Origin of the sequence: Microcoleus sp. ARI1-B5, from assembly GCF_036705795.1 — a bacterium.
In the GTDB taxonomy this organism is placed as follows: domain Bacteria; phylum Cyanobacteriota; class Cyanobacteriia; order Cyanobacteriales; family Microcoleaceae; genus Microcoleus.
In genome coordinates this window covers 15,351-33,761 of sequence record NZ_JAUBVK010000021.1, presented here as the reverse complement: position 1 = coordinate 33,761, position 18,411 = coordinate 15,351, and the positions used below count along the sequence as shown (strand labels likewise).

Annotated in this window: 8 protein-coding genes; 1 reads left to right on the top strand and 7 read right to left on the bottom strand. The window is 44.6% G+C overall.

From position 1 onward, the window contains the following. Nucleotides 1-436 precede the first annotated feature (436 nt). Nucleotides 437-1,588: a transaldolase gene (tal, locus tag QUB63_RS24695; RefSeq protein WP_332948063.1), complete on the bottom strand. Its 1,152-nt coding sequence runs from the start codon at nucleotides 1,586-1,588 to the stop codon at nucleotides 437-439. 197 nt (nucleotides 1,589-1,785) lie between these two features. Further along, nucleotides 1,786-2,859, bottom strand: coding sequence for a class 1 fructose-bisphosphatase (gene fbp / locus QUB63_RS24690; RefSeq protein ID WP_332947967.1), 1,074 nt, complete (start codon nucleotides 2,857-2,859; stop codon nucleotides 1,786-1,788). Between the two features lie 767 nt (nucleotides 2,860-3,626). Here fbp and QUB63_RS24685 point away from each other — a divergent pair. After that, a complete protein-coding gene (locus QUB63_RS24685; protein ID WP_332947966.1) occupies nucleotides 3,627-4,805 on the top strand; it encodes a response regulator in 1,179 nt (392 codons plus the stop codon). A 40-nt stretch (nucleotides 4,806-4,845) separates the two neighbouring features. Here the strand turns inward: QUB63_RS24685 and QUB63_RS24680 are convergent, their stop codons facing one another. The 5 genes from QUB63_RS24680 to QUB63_RS24660 form a co-directional block, all read right to left on the bottom strand. Next, nucleotides 4,846-11,343 (bottom strand): AAA family ATPase, encoded by a 6,498-nt coding sequence (locus QUB63_RS24680; protein WP_332947965.1) that lies wholly within the window; start codon nucleotides 11,341-11,343, stop codon nucleotides 4,846-4,848. 640 nt (nucleotides 11,344-11,983) lie between these two features. Then, complete coding sequence (locus QUB63_RS24675; RefSeq protein ID WP_332947964.1) at nucleotides 11,984-12,568, bottom strand: class I SAM-dependent methyltransferase; 585 nt, start codon at nucleotides 12,566-12,568, stop codon at nucleotides 11,984-11,986. Between the two features lie 43 nt (nucleotides 12,569-12,611). Next, nucleotides 12,612-14,279 (bottom strand): ABC transporter ATP-binding protein, encoded by a 1,668-nt coding sequence (locus tag QUB63_RS24670; protein WP_332947963.1) that lies wholly within the window; start codon nucleotides 14,277-14,279, stop codon nucleotides 12,612-12,614. A gap of 1,494 nt (nucleotides 14,280-15,773) precedes the next feature. Next, on the bottom strand, nucleotides 15,774-17,477 hold the full coding sequence (locus tag QUB63_RS24665) for a tetratricopeptide repeat protein (RefSeq protein WP_332947962.1): 1,704 nt from the start codon (nucleotides 17,475-17,477) through the stop codon (nucleotides 15,774-15,776). Continuing rightward, nucleotides 17,417-18,214, bottom strand: a complete 798-nt coding sequence (locus QUB63_RS24660) for an RNA polymerase sigma factor (protein ID WP_332947961.1) — start codon at nucleotides 18,212-18,214, stop codon at nucleotides 17,417-17,419. The genes QUB63_RS24665 and QUB63_RS24660 overlap by 61 nt, the downstream gene beginning before the upstream one ends. Nucleotides 18,215-18,411: the final 197 nt, after the last annotated feature.

Here is an 18,411-nt window from a genome sequence, read left to right as displayed (position 1 = left end):
TTTGTCGGGGCAAAATGTGCGCAATTGCGCACATTTTGCCTAGAGAGGATTTAAAACTAAGCATTGAGGAACCAAAATGATTATGTATTCCCAGTCCTAAATGCTTCTGCTTTTCAGGATACAGAGCTCTCTCTAGGCGACAGGTGAGAACTTTTGCACTTTTTCTGCCAAGGAATCCATCATGGATTGGCAGTGGCTGACAAATTTATCACTCCCGTCCACGAGCAGTACCTCAGCGGTTGGAAATGGAGAATTCCAGTTGTATATCCGGCTCAATTCCTGCTCTGGGACAGAAGGGATTTTTTTGTCTGGGAAAAATGTGCGCAATTGCGCACATTTTTCCCAGAGAGGATTTAAAACTCAGGAGTCAGGAGGCAAAATGATTATCTATTCCGACTCCTGAGAGTTTCTGCCCTCACCGATACAAATCGGCTCGCTACACCGGTGCGAGGCGCTTAACTTTCTCTTCCAAGGAATCCATCAGGGATTGGAAGGGGCTGACGAATTTTTCGATCCCGTCCAGGAGCAAATCTTCCATCACTTTGTCCAAGTTGATGTCGATGTCGGGATCTTTGAGACTTTCGATCAGGGTGTAAGCTTCTTCAATTTTGCTCTCAATCCGGGGTGCGACATCGCAGTGATCGAAACAAGCTTCAACGGTGTTCGGAGGCAAAGTGTTAACCGTGTCGGGGCCGATTAGCTCATCCACATACATCACATCGCTGTAGTTGGGGTTTTTGGTGCTGGTGGAAGCCCACAGCAAGCGCTGGACTTTGGCTCCTTTGGCGGCTAAAGCTTGCCAGCGATCGCTCGCGACGATCTCTTTATACTTCTGGTAAGCTACCTTGGCATTGGCGATCGCAACTTTCCCCTTCACCGCTTCCAGTTTGGCTTTTGTGGAAATATCTGTGACATTTTTGAGTTTCTCGTCAATCTTGCCATCGATATTGATGTCGATCCGGCTCAAGAAGAAACTGGCAACAGAAGCAATATTGCTCACATCCAAACCTTTAGCAGCCCGCGCTTCCAAACCGCGAATGTAAGCCCAGAAAGTTTCGACGTAGCTGTCAACCGAAAACAGCAAAGTCACGTTAACGTTAATCCCTTCGCTGATGACTCGCTCGACTGCGGGCAAACCTTGAGCGGTTCCCGGAATCTTAATCATCACGTTTTCTTTGCCGAGCGCTTTGTAGTAGCGCATAGCTTCGCTAATCGTGCTTTCTGTGTCGTTGGCGATCGTCGGTGGTACTTCAATGCTGATGTAACCGTCCAAACCCTTCGACTCTGCGTAAACCGGGGCGAAGATGTCGCAAGCGTTGCGGATATCTTCAAATACCAGAGATTCGTAAATCTCCATGACAGATTTGCCCGCCCGGATGCCCGCTTCGATATCCGCGTCGTAGATCGCATTACCCGCGATCGCCTTCTCGAAAATCGCCGGATTAGATGTGATTCCCCGCAGTCCCCGACTTTCAATCATCTGTTTGAGTTCGCCGGACTCGATCAGATTGCGAGTCAAATTGTCCATCCAGATACTTTGGCCAATTTCTTTGATTTCTAACAGGTGATTCGTTGTCGTTTCCGTCATTACTGTAACTCCTATTGATAGTTGATAATTGGGAATTGGTAATCGGTAATTGGGAATTGGCAATCGGTAATTGAAATTGGTAATTGGCAATTGGCAATTAAAACATTCTTCCATCCAGCCATCCGTTACATCCGTTACACAATCCGTTGCCGAACTTCCCTCGAACATCTTGTACACTGCTCGTTGCCGGACTTCCTTCACTCTCCGACTGTCCTAGAATTGCGAGCTCGATCTTGAATAAAAGACTCGACCATCGCTACATTGTCTTTGCTGCCAACAATCAAGGGCGATCGCTCGTGCAGTTTAGTCGGCACTAGGTCTAAGATGTCTTGAGTACCCGTACTGGCGCGCCCGCCGGCTTGCTCCATCAAAAACGCCAAAGGAGCCGATTCGTAGAGCAAGCGCAATTTGCCCTCGGGTTGTTTCACCGTTCCGGGGTACAAAAACACGCCTCCCTGGAATAAAATCCGGTGGAAATCTCCCACCAAAGCCCCGCCGTACCGGGCTGTGTAGCCTTCGCTGCGGTGTACGTAGCGAATGTAGTCCCTCAAAGATTCCTCCCACTGCCAGAAGTTGCCTTCATTAACGCTGTAAATCGGGCCGCGCGAGGGAACCTTAATGTTTTCGGTTGCTAGAATAAACTCGCCCAAACTGGGATCGAGGGTAAAGGAATGAACGCCCTGCCCGATCGAATAAACCAGCATGGTACTCGGGCCGTAGAGCACGTAGCCGGCCGCGATTTGTTTGTGTCCGTGTTGCAGCAAGTCAGAAGCAGAACCGTCTGCATCGTCCCCTTCTTGCTTGCGGATGCTGAATATGGAGCCGACATTGAGATTGATGTCAAGATTGGAGGAACCGTCTATAGGGTCGTAGAGCAGACTGTAGCGTCCGATCGGACAGTTTTCGGGAATGTAGTAGGGTTTTTCCATTTCCTCGGAAGCCAAACGGCAGACAAGTCCGCTTTGCTGGAATACCGAGATAAACACTTCATTAGCATAGATATCCATCTTTTTGACGGATTCTCCCTGCACGTTCACAGCCCCCGTAAACCCTAAAGCATCTTCCATTAACCCGGCCCTGCTGAGCCGCCGCGCGATCAGCTTGGCGGCGAGTCCGATGCGATTCATCAGAGCGCTGAGATCCTGAGCATCTGCTGAAAAGCTGTGGAGTTGCTGGAGTACGTGACGGGATAGAGTCGTGCAATCGCGGTCTAAGGCTTGTACCTGCTCGGTCGGGCCCAGACGGGTTTCCCCTGTTGGCGCGTTTACCATGATGTTGATGTTCTCCCTGTCTTGCTGCTCGCTAGTTGGGGATTTTCAGGTGCTTGGCGTTTGCCCCTCGATCGGCTTTGAGGTCGATCGTCCCCTAACTTCTATCTTAGGAAGGGTTTGGGAAAAGGGGGTCGAACTTTAGGGTAACTTTAGATCCCCATTTGGACACCCTCCACTTTCACTATCGGTTTTTACGCTCTTATTTCCAATAACTCTGTTATTTATTATACATTAATGTGAAAAATTAGACTTCAGCAGCTTTCGAGACAGACGGTGAAGAACTATGAGACTTATCAACAAACTCCTGTGGGGAGTAGGGTTAGGCATCCTGCCTGCCGAGAGACAGGCTGTTCGCGCTGATGCCCCTGACTGTTATGACGGTGTATGGGGAGCTACTTCAATCCCCATGCCTTGTTGCTGAATTGGGATATAAAATCCTCCGGGGCAATCCCCCCTGGTTGCCCCCACCGCCCTCCCGGGTAAGCACTCTTGGCATTACCCCGGAGGGCAAATCATACTTTTATTAACCAACGCCCTGTACCTAACCTAATGGGGTTAAAAACCGCACTCAGGCGATCGAAACCGGGATTTTAAACGCAAAATCTAGGCAGAAGGTAGAAGCAGCGGCAAGAAACCCAGTTTCTGACCTTCTTGGTGCAAAATGTGAGATGTAGAAAAATTTAATTTGTAGGTAAAAAACAACCGTAATGATACGGATTTTAATTAAAATATCAGAAAGATGAACTAGGGTAGAGGAATAACAAACTTTGTCATACGATACCGAGCCAATGATGACCTTGGAAGAAGCACTGCAACTTGTAGAAGCAACCCTAGAAGCCAAAACAGGTAAACAACTGACTTCCTTAGAAAAAGAAATCCTCAAAGCTGCCTGGGACAACGAAACCTATAATAGCGTTGCCGAAAGCTTATATCTCAGCATCGGTCATATTAAAGATTTAGCCTCCCTGTTATGGCAAAGCCTTTCAGACACCTGCGGGGAAAAAATCACCAAAAATAACTTTCGACGGATAGTAAGATCCCTTGGAGGCACACCCACTTCCCCTGAAGAAACAATAACAGAAAACGACAGGGAGGAAAATTCCGACCCCAAAGGCAATATCTTAATTGTTGACGACCTGATCGAAAATCTGCAATTTTTAACAAAACTATTGAACAAACACGGTTATAAAGTTCGCAGCGTCACCAACGGTAAGATGGCCTTAAGAACAATCCACCATAACGCTCCCGATGTCATTTTACTCGATATTAAAATGCCAGAAATGGATGGTTATCAAGTCTGCGAAACTCTAAAAGCAGATGAAAATACCTCAGAAGTTCCGGTGATTTTCTTAAGTGCGCTCGATGAAGTTTTAGATAAAGTAAAAGCTTTTAAAGTAGGCGGAGTTGATTATATCACCAAACCCTTTCAAGCAGAAGAAGTCATCGCTCGGATTCAAACTCAAATAACTATCCAAAAACAAAAAAAACAGTTAAGCAAACAAATCGCAGAACATCAACAAACCGCAGAAATTCTATACCAATCTCGCACTTTACTTGCCACTTTATTAAATACTTCCAAAGATGGAATTGCCGCCGTGCAAGCGGTGAGAGATACGCTCACCGAAGAAATTCAGGATTTTCGCTGTGTGGTGGTTAATCCCGTCTTTGCCAAATTATTGGGTCAAAAGCGAGAAAACCTCATGGGTCAAACCATCCTGAAAAAAATGTTCTATCGACTTACTCCCACACTGTTTGATTCACTTGTAGAGGTAGTTGAGACAGGAGAAGCGAGCGAACAAGAATTTTATTGGGAAAAAGATGACTATCAAATATTGTATTATTTGAGTGCCGTAAAATTGGGAGATGGTTGTTCGATTACTGTCCGCGATATCACCATGTTTAAACTACTTCAATTTAAGGTAAAGATGGAAGCACATTTAAAATAATCTCAGACCCCGGTTTCTTTGAAAAACTGGGGTTCTGCAATCATTTTTCCACAAAGCCTTCGGTCAGCTCCAAAATCTTCTCAAACTCAAACTTATTAACCCAATCCCTAAGAGTCTGAAGTTCTAGCACGTAGGATGAAGGGATTTTATCCAACAATCTCGATAATAATTCTGAGTCAGCTTCAAGAGCAGCTTCATGCAATTTTACCATCCATTTTATTGACATTGCTGATATAAATTTAGTTAAATTAACAGGTTTTTGAGCCAGATCGTCAGGACAATAATTTAACTCGGACGAGTCATAAACATAACTGAGTCCCAGATGTTTAGCCATTATATGAAATATAGTTTGTTCTGGGAAGGGTTTTCGCACCAAGTCATCGCAACCGGTGGATAAAATCATCGTCTTTTCTTCTTCCAAAGCGCTAGCAGTAATGGCAATCACAGCAGTAGCTTGACCTTTAGTGGTAGCTTTAATGCGTTTAGTTGCTTCATAACCGTCCATAATCGGCATTCGCATATCCATCCAGATGAGATGCGGTGAATATGAATTCCAAATTTCAATCGCATCTTGACCGTTATTCGCTTCTTGCACTTCAAAACCAATTGAAGTAATGATTTTAACTAACAGTTTTCGATTGTAATCGTTATCGTCAACAACCAGAATGCGATAGTTGGGTTGCTGGGGAGCTAGGCCAATGACGCGACGGCTGTGGGGTTGGTTTTGAATTACTAGAGCATCAGCAATACCCACAGAAATGTCAAATTTAAATGTTGTACCAGAAGTCGGTATATCTGTTGTGTCGTCGTGGAAATCCTTGAGAGGCATTCCAGGGGTGAAAGCTTTGCCGCGACTGATAACGGTGATTTCACCCCCCATCAAGCGGACAAATTGACGGCTAATGGTTAGCCCCAATCCCGTTCCTTGCTGCATTCGCTCGCCCGATGCTGTTTGCACGAAGGGTTGAAATAGGTTCTCCAGTTCGTCCGCGGCCATACCAACTCCCGTGTCTTTTATTTCAAAGGCGATGGTCATTTGTCCTTTGTCATTTCTCATTCGTGTTGTTTCTTGACCAATTGCTAATGAGGGATGACTAATGACGGATATCTGCACTGACACGCTTCCAGAAAATGTAAATTTAATCGCATTATTAATTAAATTAATTAGGACTTGCCGCAGCTTAACTGGATCGGTGCAAATTAATTTAGGGACATCAGGAGCACAGTCAAATCCTAGCTTCAAGCCTCGAGCTTTTGCTGTCAAGGAAAACATATCTTCGACATCAGCCAATAAGTGATGGAGATCGAAGTTAGTTTCGTTTTTAGCCATGCGTCCAGCTTCGATTTTGGAGAGGTCGAGCACTTGATTAATTAGAGTCAACAAATGCTCTCCACTGCGATGAATGATGTTGAGGTTCTCTTTTTGTTCGGTTAAGAGATTTGCGTCCTGGTTCATCAGTTGGGAAAAGCCGAGAATGGCGTTCAGGGGAGTTCGCAATTCGTGGCTCATGTTGGCAAGGAAGGTGCTTTTGGCAAGGGATGCAGATTGCGCCGCTAAGGCGGCTTGTTCGAGTTCTGTTGCTGTTTTTTTACGCTCGCTAATTTCCTGTTCTAAGCGAACATTTTCGATGAGTGCTTTTTGGGCCTGCTGGCGTTCGCTAATATCTTGAAAAGCTGCGATCGCATACTCGACAGCACCGGTCTCGTCGAAAATCGGCGTACTGGTTGATTCTATTGGAACAATGCGATCGCGCTGGTGGAGTTCCAAGTCATCCGCCCAAGCTTTTTCACCGCCGAGCGATCGCACCACAGGTAGCTGTTTTGCGGGGTATATCTCCCCAGTACCTGCCCGATAAACGCCATAGGTATCTGAGAGTTGTTCGGTTTCGGCTGTGGGTAACTCTTGAATGTTGAGTAACTGCTGTGCAATTTGATTGGTGTAGATGATTTCTCCTTTTGCATCGTGAACGGATATGCCAACAGGAATGGCATTGAGGAATTTATTCAGGCGATTTTGCGTCGATTGTACTTGGGTGTAGAGCCTAGCATTGGTAAGGGCGATCGCAGCTTGTGTCGAGAGCATTTGAATCACTTGCAGGCGATCGGGCGTAAAAACACCATCCGCTAGATTATTTTCCAGGTACACAATCCCAATCAGTTGACCCCGATCGAGCAAAGGAGCGCAAAGGATAGACTTGGGCTGATATTTTTGGATATAAGCATCTTGAGAAAATCTGCCTTTAGCAGCGACATCCGTTTCAATCAGTCCTTCCTGAGTCCTTTCAACATAATTAATAATCGACAAAGGCAAGCAACTTTCGAGAGAAATCGATTGCAACAGCATCACCCGATTTGAGCTAGCCTCGCCCGACGCCTCGACCCTCAGTTGTCCGAGAGACTCTAAAATTAGATAGCCCGTTTGTGCGCCCGAGATTTCCAACAATATTCTCATCAAAGTCGTCAAGAGTTTATCCAGCTCAATTTCACTAGCAATTGCCCCTGAAGCTTTCATCAGCGCGGCCAAATCCAGAACTTCACCAGAAATACTACCAGAATTATTAGACAAGCTGTTGCGCGAATCTATGGACGTATTGGCTTTCGTAAAACGCTTTAATAGTTTCGGATACTGTCGTTCTAAATCTTTCACTTTAGCTGTTGCACCCCAACGTAAATAACAGTAGTAAGCACTTGTGAGATAAGCTTGGGCAACTTGCTCTTTTCCCCAACCGATATAGAATTTGGCAGCCAGTTCATTAGCCAAAGCTTCTTCGTTGAGATACTCATTTTCTTTTGCCCCTGCAATGGCGCGATCGTAGCACTCAATCGCCCGAGCATTTTCACCCAAAACTCGATGTCGCTCTGCTTCCACTAAATATAATTTATGGAGGTGAGTCATCGGAGCAGACTGCGCCCATTTTTTGAGTTTTTTTAAGTTAGCTTTCACCTTTTGGAGGATGAGTTTTTGTTCTGATTTTGGTGCGTCAGAATAAAGGGCAAGATGGACTAAAGAATTGTAGAAATGGTAAAGAGGAATCGTTCCTACAGCACTATCGCTATATTTTTCTGCTGACTTAGCATTTGACAGAGCTTGTTCGTAATCTTGAAAAAGATAGCAGAGAACTAACTTGTGAAAATAGAGAGAGCGACAAATATTTTCAGCATTTGTCTCTATATGCAGAGGTAACATTTTTGTTTCATCATAGCTGTCACCGATTAAAATGCACCTATCTTCAGAGTGCCCCATTAAGTTCAATACAACCTGTCGATTGAGTTGGTTGTAGTAATATGATGTTTCTAGCTTGAGTTGACCCAGAGCATTACTATACATTGCCATCTCTCCCTCAACTGTTGCCAATTCCTTACCCAATACATAGGAATGGTAACAGTATACGCAAGCTGAATAAGCTGCATATTCTAAGTCTCCAGTTTCTAAAGCGAGCGAGTAAGCATCCCGCAAAGGATTTAAGGTTTCTCTCAGATGCTCTTTCCAGTGCTTGATAAAGTAATTAACAATAAAGACTATCCTAGCTTTGAATTTTTTGGCATTAAACTTATCGACCAGCTTAAGAGCCAGTTGACCGAATTGATAGCCCGCCTCAATGTCTCCTACAGCTTCCCCAGAAAGAATGAGTCCGTAAGTGGCATAGGCATAGGAAGACACAGAAGTATTCCCGTATTTGATTGATAAATTAACTTGTTTCAACACAATCAGCCCAAGCAACTCAGGCGCTGCCAAATAGGCAGCAGAGGTTACGCGCGATAGGATACTCATAGCTGCTAGCTTATCAGGGTCAATCATTGCTGGTAGGTCGATCAAGTCCTCGATTCGTTTCCCTACCAAGCTTAACTTTGTCCTCACCAGTTCAAGTAAAACATCTAATTTATTTGGCTTTCTTGGGAAGTTAATTCCCAACAGCTTCAATATAAAAAATGCCGTTTGGATGGCTTCTAGCGGTTTATTTTGTGCTGTACAGGCTTGGATTTTGACTTCATAGACTTTCACTTTGTCCAGCAACGAAGTAGCTTGTTGCAGCACAAGGGAAGCCCATTTCTCCATTTCCTCAAAGTTACCCCGCGAACAGGCTACCTCGGCTGCTTCTACATAGAGTCCCAAGGTTAAGTCATACTGACTAAGCCAGCTATCTGCACTGAGGTAATCCCTGGCAATTCTTAAGTAATTCCCGGCTAATTCCCAGGCGGCGGATGCCTTCGCTTTTTTGCCAGCGACGAGATTTAATTGAGCGAGTTTATCTCTTTCTAACTGAACGTCTATTGCTGCAATACCGAAGTTGAGTTGATTGACAATATCAAAAATCTTTTGTTGGATTACCTGTGGTGGCGTATTTTGTAACAAAAGTTGTCCGACTTTCCAGTGAACGGCTTGCTTGTCGTCTGGAGGAATTAGGGAATAGGCGGCTTGCTGGATGCGGTCATGAGCAAATTTATAACTAATTTTTAATTCAGGATCTTCTCGGCCTGTTTCAATAAATTTGTAGTCATCGCCGACGGGTAATATCAATCCCGCTTGAATGGCATCCCATAATTTATGAGCCGTTGGTTTTTGAGAAGTTTCATTAATGATTGAAAGGGTTTTCAAATCGAATTGGTTGCCAATACAAGCGGCTAACTGTAAAGCTTTTTGTGCTGGCTCTGATAAACGTTGAATTTTTTTGGTCATCAATTCAACAACATTGTCAGTGATGTTTCTGATTTGAATTTGTTCTAAATCCCAAGACCAAGCTCTAGCCTCCTTATCAAATTTAAGTAATTGGTCTGTATAAAGTGACTTCAGAAATTCTTTGAGAAAAAAGGGATTCCCCTGTGTTTTTTCCCAAACCAACTCAGCTAATCTTTGGGTATGGATGCACTCAGTCTTCAGCGTATCCGCAATAAATTCATTTACCTGGTTTAAATTTAAGGGTAAAAGGGAGATATTATTAACTACTACTCCCTGCTTTTTTATCTCAGATAAAGCCAACATGGCAGGATGAGTTGCACTGACTTCGTTATCTCGATAAGCTCCAATCAAAAACAGATACTGAGTATTAGTATTGGTCACGATCGGCGGGAGCAATTGCAGCGTGGCGCTGTCCGCCCATTGAAGGTCATCTAGAAATAGGACGAGGGGATGCTCTTTTTGACACAAGACTTGGATCAACTTTTGGAAAACTAAATTAAACCGATTTTGTGCTTCTGCTGGAGGTAACTCGGGGACGGGATGCTGTTTGCCAATAATCAGTTCTACTTCGGGAATGACATCAATAATAATTTGACTGTTGTCTCCTAATGCACGTTGAATCTTCTGTCGCCAATGTTGTAACTGAGGTGCGGTTTCGGTGAGCAATTGCCGAATTAATTCTTGGAACGCAGCAACCAATGCCTGATAGGGAATATCGCGGTGAAGCTGGTCAAACTTGCCTGCAATAAAGTATCCGCGTTTTTGAGTAATGAGCTTGTAGAGTTCCTGGGCTAAAGCTGATTTCCCGATGCCAGAGTATCCAGAAATTAGCATGAGTTCAGTTGGTCTTTGTACGGGCGGGTTTTGTTCTTGAGTTATCGTTGGGTTACTAAGGTTATGTGCTAAACCCGCCCCTACTCGGTCAAAGGCGGTTAATAAACTCTCAATCTGCGGTTCTCTCCCGTACAGTTTTTGAGGAATTTGTAATTGATGAGAAATATCTTGGCATCCCAAAGTAAACCTTTGGATTGCACCGTTTTTATATTGAGCAAGACAAGTTTCTAAATCTGCCTTGATTCCCCAAGCACTATTATATCGTTGTTCGGCCGTTTTTGCCATTAATTTCATGACAAGTTCTGAGAGGTTCAAAGGAATTTCTGGATTGACTTCGTGAGGAGGGATTGGTTGTTTCGCAATATGGCAATGGACTAACTCAAGTGCATCAAGAGATTCAAAAGGGAGTTGGTTGGTTAGCAATTCGTAGAAGGTGACACCCAGAGAATAAAAATCGGTGCGATAGTCCAGCGAGCGATTCATCCTGCCTGTTTGTTCGGGAGACATATAAGCCAATGTCCCTTCTAGAACATTGGGACTTTTGAGGCTGGTATTCTCTTGGGATAGCAGGGTAGATAAGCCAAAGTCAATGAGTTTTAATTGTCCGGTTTGAGGATTTAAGACAATATTAGATGGATTGATATCTTTGTGAATGACATTGTTTTGATGAACTTTGCCTAACGCATCTGCAATTTGGATGGCAATTTGGAGAAACTCTGCTAAAGCAAAGGGACGACTCTCCCGCAGGATTTGTAAGGACTCTCCTCCAAAATCCTCTAACAACATGGCTTGTGTGTTCTGGTATTTCCGCATTTCGTAGGCTTTAATCGTTTCTTCTAAATTGAGACGGCGAGTGATTTCGTATTCCTGCTGATAGCGGGTGAGTTCGGCAGGCGTGGGATAATCTTCTTTGAGGAGTTTCAAAATTAAAGGTTGCTGATTTTTCTTGAGGAGGCCTCTGTATATCAGGGAATTAGCGCTTTCGTAGATTTGGTTGATAATTGTGATATCTGGCAGTGAAATCATGTTGAGAATTACTGCTGTCTAAAAAAAATCAGCAGTATTCAATTATAGCAAGGGCTTTCGTGGGTTATGGGATAGGTTAGAGTAGTGTGGGATTGTTGAGTCTCTGGAACTGCAATACTTCGGACGGTTTCATGGCCCACGCGATAGGTAGCTAGAAACCCGGTTTCTACGAGTTTTGGGACGAGTCACGATAAATTTAGGAAGAAACCGGGTTTCTGAGCCCGCGCGATAGGTAGCTAGAAACCCGGTTTCTACGAGTTTTGGGAGGAGTCACGATAAATTTAGGAAGAAACCGGGTTTCTGAGACTTTCATGATGTCCTCTTTGTCAATGCAGGTGCTTTCCCAAAATCCTCAACCGAGAGTTTCTTTCTCATACCGGGCGAGAAGATGCCAGAGAAAAATATCCGGGTCGTCATGATCTATCATCTCTTTAAACATGGAAACAAAAGGCTCATAGTCCAAAAACTGCATCTCCAAACTGAGTTGTTTTAATCCCGCTTCTTTAAAGATGCGATTTAACCGCAAGGGAGTGTAATAAATTTGGGCATTTTGCCACTCAGCATCCCAAACTTTATTGCCGTAGACATCGATAAATCCCTCTGTAACACAGTGAGCGTGTTTGCGACTGAAATAGGCAATTTATAAGAAGCATAAGGTGGTTGGAAAATATCCGTATATCTTGCCACCTGGCTTGAGAACTTTACCAAATTCTCGAATCATCTCGCGGTTGGTTTTATCCTCACTGGAAACCACGGAATTTACAACGAGGACGTAATCAAATTTCTCGTTCCACTCCGGTTTTTGTTCGGTGATTCGCGTGGAGTCTACTTGCTCAAACACGATTTGCTGATTGTTGAGTCGGGAATCTCCATCTGCTGTTTTCCAGTCTGCTTGTGCTTTTTCAATGGCTGTTTTGGAAAAATCGGTACAGTAGATTTGTCCAATTTGGGGGCAAAATTCTAGTAAGGTTTTCTGAAGATAAATTTCCGAGCCACAACCGGGAATTAGGACTTTGATGTCAGGCGAGTTGGGAATATCATAGCCGGGAGAACGCTCTGGACGGATTAAGTTTTTGCAGATTTTGGGGTCTTGGGTGATGCTGAAAGCGGTGTTGGTATAATCTTCGTGGTTTTTATCCCACATCTCTTTCTCTTCTTCAATAGATTTCGACCCAAGGCCATGAGAAGAGGGAATTAGCCATTTGTAATCATTTGTGCCGGTCATAATTTTTAACTCCAAAATGTTCAGTACAGGTCAAATCTGTGTGTCAACCGCTAACAACCAAGCTGCCGTTTTCCAGCACGTACATGACATCCGCACGCAAGGCATGGGCCATGCGGTGGGTAATCAAAATCACGGTGCGTTCTTTGGTGATGCGCTCGATGGTGGCGAGGATTTCGGCTTCTGTGGCGGGGTCGAGGGCGGATGTGGCTTCATCGAGAATTAGAATTGCTGGATTTCTCACCAAGGCTCTAGCTAAAGCAATTCTTTGCCGTTGTCCCCCTGATAACTGTCCGCCCCTGTCACCAACGGGTGTGTCGTAGCCTTGGGGTAAGGACAAAATAAATTTGTGAATCTCGGCGGCTTTGGCTGCGGCTTCGACTTGTTCGTCAGTGGCTTCTAGATAGCCCATGCGGATGTTTTCTCGCACCGAGCAATTAAAGAGAATTACATCCTGAGAAACGAGTCCGATTTGAGAACGGAGGGAGCGTACTGTTGTATAACGTAAATCAATTCCATCAAACAGAATGCGTCCTTTATCCGGGTCATAAAATCGCGTCAGCAAGTTGACAATTGTACTTTTGCCTGCTCCACTTTGACCGACAAAGACCGCAAAGTCTCCTTGGCGAATCTTTAGGGATAGATTTTTAACTCCACCTCTATCTTGGGAGTAGCTAAAGGTAACATCGTCAAAGTAAATTTCACTGGAAAAGTGAGGTAAATCAATCGCACCCGGTGCATCCTGAATCGCCGGGGTTTCTGATAATATATCGCTGATGCGTTGCAGCCCTGCCACTCCATCAATAAATGCAGGTATTGACGAAGTTAAACCAAGAATATTGAGATTCAACCCTACCAGTAAAACTTGAAAGGAGGTAAGAGTTCCTACAGAAATTATATTCCTGTAGGTCATCACTGCACCAATACTTAAAACGATAAGCTGGGTCATGACAAAACCAATCATGGGGGCTTTCTGCACTAAGTAGGAGAGAAAGGTTGCCCGGACATAAACCTGTTTTAAGTCATTCAAATCGTTGGAAAAATCCTTACTCATTTGGTTCTCCAGCCCGAATATCTTGACAACGGTTTGCGAGAGGATATTCTCTTCGACGACGCTGGCAATCTGTCCTTCTTTTTGCAGCAACTTATAACCGACTTCGGTGGCAAGGCTGGCAATTTTTACTGGGGCAATGGTACAGATAGTTAAACCGATTAAACTGAGCAGGGCTAATTGCCAGTTGAGGAAGAAGAGGAAAACCAGAGAAAATAGGAAGTTACACAGTTCTAAAACAACAACTGTCAGCCCCATTGTAATTACACCATTTTCCACCTTTTGGACATCGGCGATGAGACAATTGACAATATCCCCGGCTGAACGTCGCCCAAAAAACTCCATTGAAAGGCTTTGGAGATGCTCGAATAGAGAGTGTCGGATATTGTTTGTGATTAAAATGCCCAAACGCGCTCCTAGGAAAATTCCTAGCAAACCGATGCAAGCATATAGAATTGCTCCGACAACTAGCAAGGACAGGATTAGAACCAGAAGACTATAGTTTTGGGGAACGATGGCGGCATCGATGATAAATTTTAAGCTGGCTCGGAAGACTGAATCGAATGCTGCGTCGAATATCAGGCAGATAAAGAGTAAAATGAATTGCCCTTTGTAGGAGGCAATGTATTTGTTGAGGGTTTTAAAGAACCAAATAAGTTCCATGAGTTATGGGAGTTTGTCTACAGGCAAGATTTATACTTTGACTTGTGCAGTTTCAATTGGGATAGCCTTCTTATTAAGCAGGGTGGGCATTGTTCACCCTACAGGGATTTTCAGTTGTAATTTATCAGCACCATCAATAGGATTTTACTGATTAACTTTTAAGTTAAAAATAACGGGATCGCACAATTTCCCTCCTTTTTGTTGTTAGCTTACTTGTTGTCTTGATTGAGTTTTTGTCCTCAACTTTCTCAATATTAGTCGAGATTTAATAGGTTTGTCAAGCTTAAGAAACAGAGTTTACACAAACTTTATCTTACCTAAAAACACAAATAAATCAACAGGAAACAATCCGATGCTATTATTTTAAGCTCGGATTATTTCTCTTTATTCTGCTGTTTTAAATAGCAGATGTGAGGCAAGTAAATGGAAGGTGGTTAAAGAAGCAATGCTCTCTTGACTCCTGAATTAGAGTGTGTTGAGGCGCGATCGCCTTTAAGGGTTGCGTCAGACTTTTACTCCTAAAAATGCTTTACACTCTGAAGACGATTACCAGCGATAATTTCTGAATTTCTAGAGTTAACAAAAGCCTCGACTAACGATTCCTAACTGAAAAAATCATTTTGGGATAGGTGGAGTGCGATTGCACTTCCTTATCAAAGGTTAAAATATCAAACAGAAGACACTCTACGCGATCTCCCAGGAATCGATTGGCTCACAAGCCCTTAAATTAAGGCTGTTACTGTATATCCAGGTGAACATTGTGAAATATATTGCTCAGCTAAATCGTGTATTCGACCGTTAATCACGCTACAGGGAACATACCAAGGGCTATCTATACATTGAATTTGAAGTGTTTCATTCGATGGATTATAATTCCATGTGACCGTGAATCCATCCTGAGTATATGAACCACTCTTGCCCGAAATATTATATCCTTGGGATCTAGCTGCTGCCTCTAAACAATCCAGAAGGTTTTGAGTAATGTTACTGAATGTTTGTAATGCACAAGCGCTCATAAAGTATCCTTTTTTTGTTGTTCATCCTTAAGACGAATCCAGAGGTCGATTTCTGAATTTTTCGAGTTAGGCGCTGTTTTTTCCTAACTCAATGCACCCCATGAAACCACCTCAAACACAAGAACTATAATTTCCACCCATTGCACCAGATTTTGTCATTTAATTAAGGTCAGCAACAAAAGATGTAGGGTGAGCCGGGCCCACCCTACATCTATTTTAAATCACATTTAATCAGCTTACAAATGTAGTTTGGCTGATTAAAATATTGGTTTTAGAATCCTCTACGCAACATAATTAGCCTCCTTTGATATTAGTTTGATTTTGGTTTTTAGTCGAGACGAAATTGTATTTTTGTCTCTACACCTATAAGACGAATCCAGAGGTCAATTTCTGAATTTTTCGAGTTAGAGGCTGTTTTTTCCTAACTTAATGCACTCTGAGAGGTTCAGATCCCCTACTTCCCTAAGAAGTCAAGGCTCTACGCTTTAGCCCGAGATCCCTTTCGCCTCTTACCTTTCAACCGTTTCACAGCCTCCTCAACCTCCCCGCGAAAAGGGTAGAGCAACCGCCGCTTCAGCGCACTTCGATAAGCCTCCACTGCCTCCGTCACATCCCCCAACCCCAACAACGCTCTCCCTTGCCAGTAGCAAGCCATAGCCGGGTCAAACTCCATCAATTCCTGAGCGAACTGACAAGCCTTTTCCAACCATTTCCGACTCGCCACCTCATCCCCCAGCCCTCGATAACTCTCCCCCAGCCACACCGCAGCAGACACCGATTGCAGATAACCCCCCTCTTCCGGTAACAACTGCCATCCTTGCGCCAAAGCCTCCACCGCCTCCCGGTGTTTAAGAGCCAGTGCCAACACCCGCCCATGACCAAACCAAGCATCTGGTAACTGCGGTTCAAGTTGCGTCCCCTTCGCAGAGACACTACACCCCCGATCGATTTCCTGAAAACTTTCCACCAACACCCGCCCCGCCGTCGTCCAAACATTCCAGCGATCGGGAAAACGATCGAGCATCTCTTCTACTATTGATGTAAGGCTTACTTGACGGTTCGATCCCCCTAAATCCCCCTTAACAAGGGGGACTTTGAGACTGGTTCCCCCCTTGGGAAGGGGGGCGGAGGGGGGATCGAGAGGAACTGGGGGAGAGGTAACAGGCAAAATCTCACACAACGCCCGATAAATTTCACCATCCTGGGGATACAGACGATAAGCTTTCAGCATCGCCTCAGCCGCCCTCTGATATTCCCCGGTATGGAACAAGTAACGCCCATAGGAATACCAACCCCTCGGATGATTCGGGTGTTCCTCAGTAAACCGTTCCCACACCCCAACCCCATTAGCCGACTCCCCCCGGAACAGGTGATAATATGCCAGCAACTCGCGGGCATCCGCCGCATCAGGAGCCAGTTGCAGCAAAGAACCAATTATCTGTTTAGTCTGCTTCCCCTCCTCACCGGATACCAATCTCATCCGGCAACGAGTATCCGCCAGTCGTTTGAGTACCCGGAAATCACCGGGAGCAAGCTCTAGCACTTTGCTCAACCGCCGCTGCGCTTGGCGCACATTACCCACCGCCTGACTCGCGTCGTAGCTGTCAATCAGCGCTACAACATCATCCGGGTTCAGTGACAAAACCCGATCGAACGATCGCTTCGCTGCAACCGCATCCCCTCTCCCCATTTGCACCTGCCCCAACGCCAGCCAGTGAGCTGCATTATTTGGTTCTAGGGAAGCCGCCGACTCAAAAGCGAGTATCCCTGCCTGAGTGTCATTTCTACAAAGTGCGATCGATCCGCTGATATGCTGCCGAGTCGCCTCATTCCGTGAATTAGCCAAGGCACTTTCATAAACCGCTACTGCCTCAACCTCTCGTCCCATAAGCTGCAAGAGTTTCGCCAATTCCAAGTGGACGGCGATCGATGGTGGTTGCTGCAGATCGATCACTTGGCGATACTCCTCAACCGCCTGCTCAATACGACCCATTGCATACACCAGATTCGCCAATTCCAACCGTTTCTTCCATCCCGAAGGATACTGCTGCACGTACTCACTTAATGTTTTCAGCTTCTGGTCAATTCGGGCTGGCTTTTCGTCTAAAACTAGGTAAGCATTCAACTCCACCCCAGAGGACTGAGTGAGGGATACCACCCGGAGTGCAGTGTTTCTAGACATATTGCTGTTACCTGATAATTAATTGTCTCGGCAATGTTCTGAGGGATGGGGGCGATCGAGTCGGATGCGATCGTTTCATCAGATTGGGGACTCTCCACCACAAGCTTTTCCCTTTTGCCAACCTTGGAAGAATCTAACAGAGCATCATCCAACCCAGACAAATACCTGCTCAAACGCTTTTGCAGAATATCTCGCGCCTGTTGGATGCGCTTGTAAATGTTATCGAGGGAGATGGCGAGTTTTTGGGCTATATCTTGATAGGAAATTTGGTCGCAGTAACGCATAGTAAACGGAGTCCGCAGTCGAGGATGAAGAGAATCTATTGCCTCGCGAAGGTACTGTCCCAACTCATGATTTAGAAGTGCTAATTCAGGAGAGTCAAAACCAGAAATAACCGCTGAGTTGTCTTGAGTGACTATTTCTTCAAGATTCTCTATTTGTATTGCCTTTTGGCGGCGACGTTCTCGATGTATATCTATACAGAGATTATGGGTTAAGCGGGTGAGCCAAGCTCGGAGGTTAGTGATTTTTTCGGCATAGTCTGGTAATTTATCCCAAGCTTTGACCATTGCGCGACTGAGCGCTTCTTCCGCATCCATAGAATTACCGCCCATCCACTTGAGACAGCAACGGTAAAAATAATCTCGATTCTGCTCCCATAGCTGCCAGAACGTTTTCTCTATATCTTCAGAGCAACTACGAAGGCATGAGGCATTAACGGATGGAGAATTTGACATGACGATTTCTACCTGAGATTCAGCTTACTTTTAATTTTTGGTTTAACCTAAAGTAGTTTTCTGCACCCGATTAATTATGTTGCTTGTTCCAGCCTTTGTTGGAAATACCAGCAATTGTTTTAAATGTCAACGCTTATCCACAGGTTTTTTGGGAAATTTTTGTGGTTTTTGTGTAAAGTTGCCGCCCAGCAATCAGA